Here is a 4,255-nt window from a genome sequence, read left to right as displayed (position 1 = left end):
CTACGACCACATCACCAGCGGCATCGGCGCCGCGATGATCGGCTGGTTCGGCTGCGCGATGCTGTGCTACGTGACGCCCAAGGAGCACCTGGGCTTGCCCGACCGCGACGACGTCAAGGTGGGAGTGGTCACCTACAAGATCGCGGCACATGCGGCCGATCTGGCGAAGGGCCACCCGGCGGCGAAGCTGCGGGACGACGCGCTGAGCCGCGCCCGCTTCGACTTCCGCTGGCGCGACCAGTTCCACCTGTCCTTGGACCCGGAGACGGCGGAGCGCTTCCACGACCAGACCTTGCCGGCGGAAGGCGCCAAGTCGGCGCATTTCTGCTCGATGTGCGGGCCGAAGTTCTGTTCGATGAAGATCACGCAGGAGGTCCGGGACTACGCCGCCTCCGGCATGGCGGAGATGTCGCGGAACTTCCGGGAGGCCGGGTCGGAGATCTACCATCCGGTTGCAGGCGAATAGACGCTCATTGACAGGGTGGGGTGGGGCGCGGATAGTGCGCCCCGCTCGATGGTGCCCGGCGGCGATGAGCCGGCGGGCCGCCAAGAGGGAATCCGGTGGGGACGCCGCCCAGGCGTCCGAGTCCGGAGCTGCCCCCGCAACTGTAAGCGACGAGCGGGTGTCCTGAACCTGTGGTCACTGGTGCAAGACCGCACCGGGAAGGCCGGACACCCGCACCGACTCGCGAAGCCAGGAGACCTGCCGTCGAGCGCCGTATGTTCAATCACGGCCGGGCGGGGTGAACCGGTGAAGGTGGGTCATGAGTTTCGACACGAAGACGCCGCGTGGCGTCACCCTGGTTCTCGGCGGCGCCCGGTCGGGCAAGAGCCGCTTCGCCGAAGAAATGGCGGAGCGGGCCGAGCGGCCGATATATCTCGCGACGGGCAGGGCCTGGGACGGCGAGATGTCGGCCCGCATCGACGAACACCGCGCCCGGCGCGGGCCGCACTGGACCACCGTCGAAGAACCGCTGGATCTGGCAGGTGTGCTGCCCACGCTGGCCGCGCCCGATGCGGTCGTGCTGGTCGATTGCCTTACCCTATGGGTCACCAACCTGATGATGGCCGAACGCGACATCGCGGATGAGACGCGGCGGCTGGCCGCGTCGTTCGGCGGTCTCCAGGGGCCTGTCGTCTTCGTATCGAACGAGGTCGGGCTTGGCATCGTCCCCGACAATGCCATGGCGCGGGCCTTCCGCGACCATGCCGGCAGGCTCCATCAGGAAGTCGCGGCCCTGGCCGATGCCGTCTATTTCATGGTCGCGGGCATCCCGATGACCGTCAAGAAAACCGATCAAGGAAACATCACGTGAGCACCAAGATCCCCGCGACGGTCATTACCGGCTTTCTCGGCGCCGGCAAGACCAGCCTGATCCGCCACCTGCTGGAAAACGCCCGTGGCCGCCGGCTAGCGCTGATCATCAACGAGTTCGGCGATCTGGGCGTCGACCGCGAACTGCTGGCCGGCTGCGGCTCCGCCACCTGCCGGGAAGAGGACATCGTCGAGCTGACCAACGGCTGCATCTGCTGCACGGTGGCCGACGACTTCCTGCCGACGATCGAGAAGCTGCTGAACCAGCCCAACCCGCCCGATCATATCGTGATCGAAACGTCAGGACTGGCGCTGCCGAAGCCGCTGGTCAAGGCCTTCGCCTGGCCGGAGATCCGCACCCGCGTCACCGTGGACGGCGTCGTCGCCGTGATCGACGCGGAAGCGGTCGCGGCTGGGCGCTTCGCCGGCGATCCGGCTGCCGTGCAGGCGGCGCGCGAAGCCGACGAGTCGCTGGACCATGAAAGCCCGCTGGAGGAGCTGTTCGAGGAACAGATCCAGTGCGCCGACATGGTCGTGCTGAACAAGGCCGACCGGGTCGATGCCGCGACGCTGGACCGCGTTTCCCGCATCGTGGCGGAGCATCTGCGCCCTGCCGTCAAGACGGTGGTGTCGGTCCAGGGCGGTATCGATCCGCTGGTTCTGCTGGGGCTTGGAGCTGCGGCGGAAGACGATCTCGACAGCCGTCCCTCGCATCACGAGCTGGAAGGTGAGGACCACGATCACGACGATTTCGACAGCTTCGTGATCGAACTGGGCTCGGTCGACGTTCCGGAGAAGGTCGAGGAGCGGATTCTCGCTGCCGTCGCCGCCCATGATATCCTGCGGATCAAGGGCTTCCTCCATGTCGAGGGCAAGCCGATGCGGCAGGTGGTGCAGGGCGTCGGCGACCGTATCCAGCGCTATTACGACCGCCGCTGGAAGCAGGACGAGAACAGGCGCAGCGAACTGGTGGTGATCGGACAGCGCGGGCTTGATCGTTCCGCCATCGAAACCATACTGCGGGGCTGATCCGGCATGCATCTGCTGGCGGCACAGCCCGGCACCATCTCCGACGGCACCGAAGCGGTCGATCTCGGCCAGACCGCCGGCGACATCGTCGTCCTGTCGGCGGCCGACACCGAACTGGCGTGTCTTGCCGCCGCTCATGACCGGCTGGGGGCAGGATTCCCGAGCCTCCGCCTCGCCAGCCTGCTGCAACTCGGCCATAACCTGTCGATCGACCTGTATGTCGAAAAGGTCGTGGCACGGGCGAAGCTGGTGGTGGTCCGGGTGCTGGGGGGCGCCGGCTACTGGCCCTATGGCATCGAACAGGTCGCGGATACCTGTCGGCGACGGGGTATCCCGCTGGCGGTCCTGCCGGGCGACGATCAGCCGGACCCGGAGCTGGCGCGGTTCTCGACGCTGCCGGGAGACGTCACGCACCGGCTTTGGCAATACGCGGTTCATGGTGGTGTCGAGAACGCTGGCGGCTTGCTGCGCTATGCGGCTGATCTGATCGGCTACGGCCATGCCGACTGGCGCGAGCCGGTCCCGCTGATGCGGGCCGGGATCTACTGGCCGGGGCGGGACCGTCCGGGGTTGGACGACCTGCGGCGGGAATGGATCGAGGGGGCGCCGGTCGCCGCGATCCTGTTCTACCGCGCATTGGAGCAGGCGGCCAATACCGCCGTCATAGATGCGCTGATAGCAGCGCTGGCCGAGGCCGGCGTCAACGCGCTGCCGATCGCGACGACCAGCCTCAAGGAGAAGGTGGCGGCGGGGATCGTGGCGGATCTGCTGGATCGTTCCGCTCCCGACGTGATCCTGAACGCGACCTCCTTCGCGATTTCCCAGCCGGGGGCGGCGCGGTCGTCCACGCCGTTCGATGGTGCGGACTGCCCTGTCTTCCAGGTCGTATTCTCCGGCGGGTCTGAAGCGGCTTGGCGCGCCGGGACTTCGGGGCTGTCGGCCCGCGACATCGCCATGAACGTCGCCTTGCCCGAGGTCGATGGGCGGCTGATCACCCGCGCCGTCAGCTTCAAGGCGGAGGCGCGGCGGCACGAGGCGACGGAAAGCTGGGTGCTGTCGTACAAGCCGGTCCCCAACCGGGTCGCGTTCGTCGCCGCCCTCGCGGCGCGCTGGGCGCGGCTGCGCCGGACTCCGGCGGGTGAGCGGCGGGTCGCCATCGTCATGGCGAACTACCCGAACCGGGACGGGCGGTTGGCGAACGGCGTCGGGCTGGACACGCCGGCGGGGGTGGTGCGGACGCTTCATGCGCTAGCCGAGGCAGGGTACGGCGTCGCCGATCTGCCGGCCGATCCGGCGGAGCTGATGGCGCGCGTCAGCGCGGGGGTCACCAACGACCTGAGCGATCTGGACCAGCGCGTCGTCTCCGAAACGCTCGGATTGGACGCTTACCAAACGTTCTTCGACGGGCTGCCCGACGCGGTGCGCGCGGCGGTGACGGACCGCTGGGGCGAGCCGGCCACCGATCCGTTCGTACGCGAGGACCGCTTCCTGTTGCCGGTGGTCCGGATGGGCAATGCCGCCATCGCGATCCAGCCGGCCCGTGGGTACCAGATTGATCCGTCCAAGACCTATCACGACCCCGACCTCGTGCCGCCGCACGCCTATTTGGCCTTCTATGCCTGGATCCGGCAGGTCTTCGATGCTCATGCCGTCGTGCATTTCGGCAAGCACGGCAATCTGGAATGGCTGCCGGGCAAGTCGCTCGCCATGTCGGAAACCTGCTTTCCGGAAGTGGCGCTGGGGCCGTTGCCGCATCTCTATCCCTTCATCGTCAACGATCCCGGCGAGGGGACGCAGGCCAAGCGGCGCGCGGCTGCCGTCATCATCGACCACCTGACCCCGCCGCTGACCCGAGCAGAAAGCTACGGCCCCTTGCGCGAGTTGGAAATGCTGGTGGACGAGTATTACGAG

Annotated in this window: 4 protein-coding genes and 1 riboswitch; all 4 genes read left to right on the top strand. The window is 67.7% G+C overall.

Annotated features, from left to right (window positions below):
* On the top strand, positions 1–466 hold a 466-nt coding region (locus tag AC5JJ6_RS01385; RefSeq protein ID WP_496040322.1), incomplete at its 5' end, for a phosphomethylpyrimidine synthase ThiC.
* A gap of 32 nt (positions 467–498) precedes the next feature.
* Positions 499–725: riboswitch (cobalamin riboswitch) on the top strand.
* Between the two features lie 39 nt (positions 726–764).
* Entirely contained in the window at positions 765–1,316 is a 552-nt protein-coding gene (gene cobU, locus AC5JJ6_RS01380; RefSeq protein ID WP_496040321.1) for a bifunctional adenosylcobinamide kinase/adenosylcobinamide-phosphate guanylyltransferase, read from the top strand.
* Positions 1,313–2,344: a cobalamin biosynthesis protein CobW gene (gene cobW / locus AC5JJ6_RS01375; protein ID WP_496040320.1), complete on the top strand. Its 1,032-nt coding sequence runs from the start codon at positions 1,313–1,315 to the stop codon at positions 2,342–2,344. The genes cobU and cobW overlap by 4 nt, the downstream gene beginning before the upstream one ends.
* A 6-nt stretch (positions 2,345–2,350) precedes the next feature.
* Positions 2,351–4,255: cobaltochelatase subunit CobN (locus AC5JJ6_RS01370; RefSeq protein ID WP_496040319.1), on the top strand; the 1,905-nt coding region annotated here is incomplete at its 3' end.

This window comes from Skermanella sp., from assembly GCF_059503625.1.
Note: the sequence above shows the minus strand (reverse complement) of the source record. Positions and strands in the feature narration are given on the sequence as shown.

Coding starts and splice junctions, on each gene's coding strand:
- cobU (WP_496040321.1), top strand. CDS start 765: ATGAGTTTCGACACGAAGACGCCGCGTGGCGTCACCCTGGTTCTCGGC.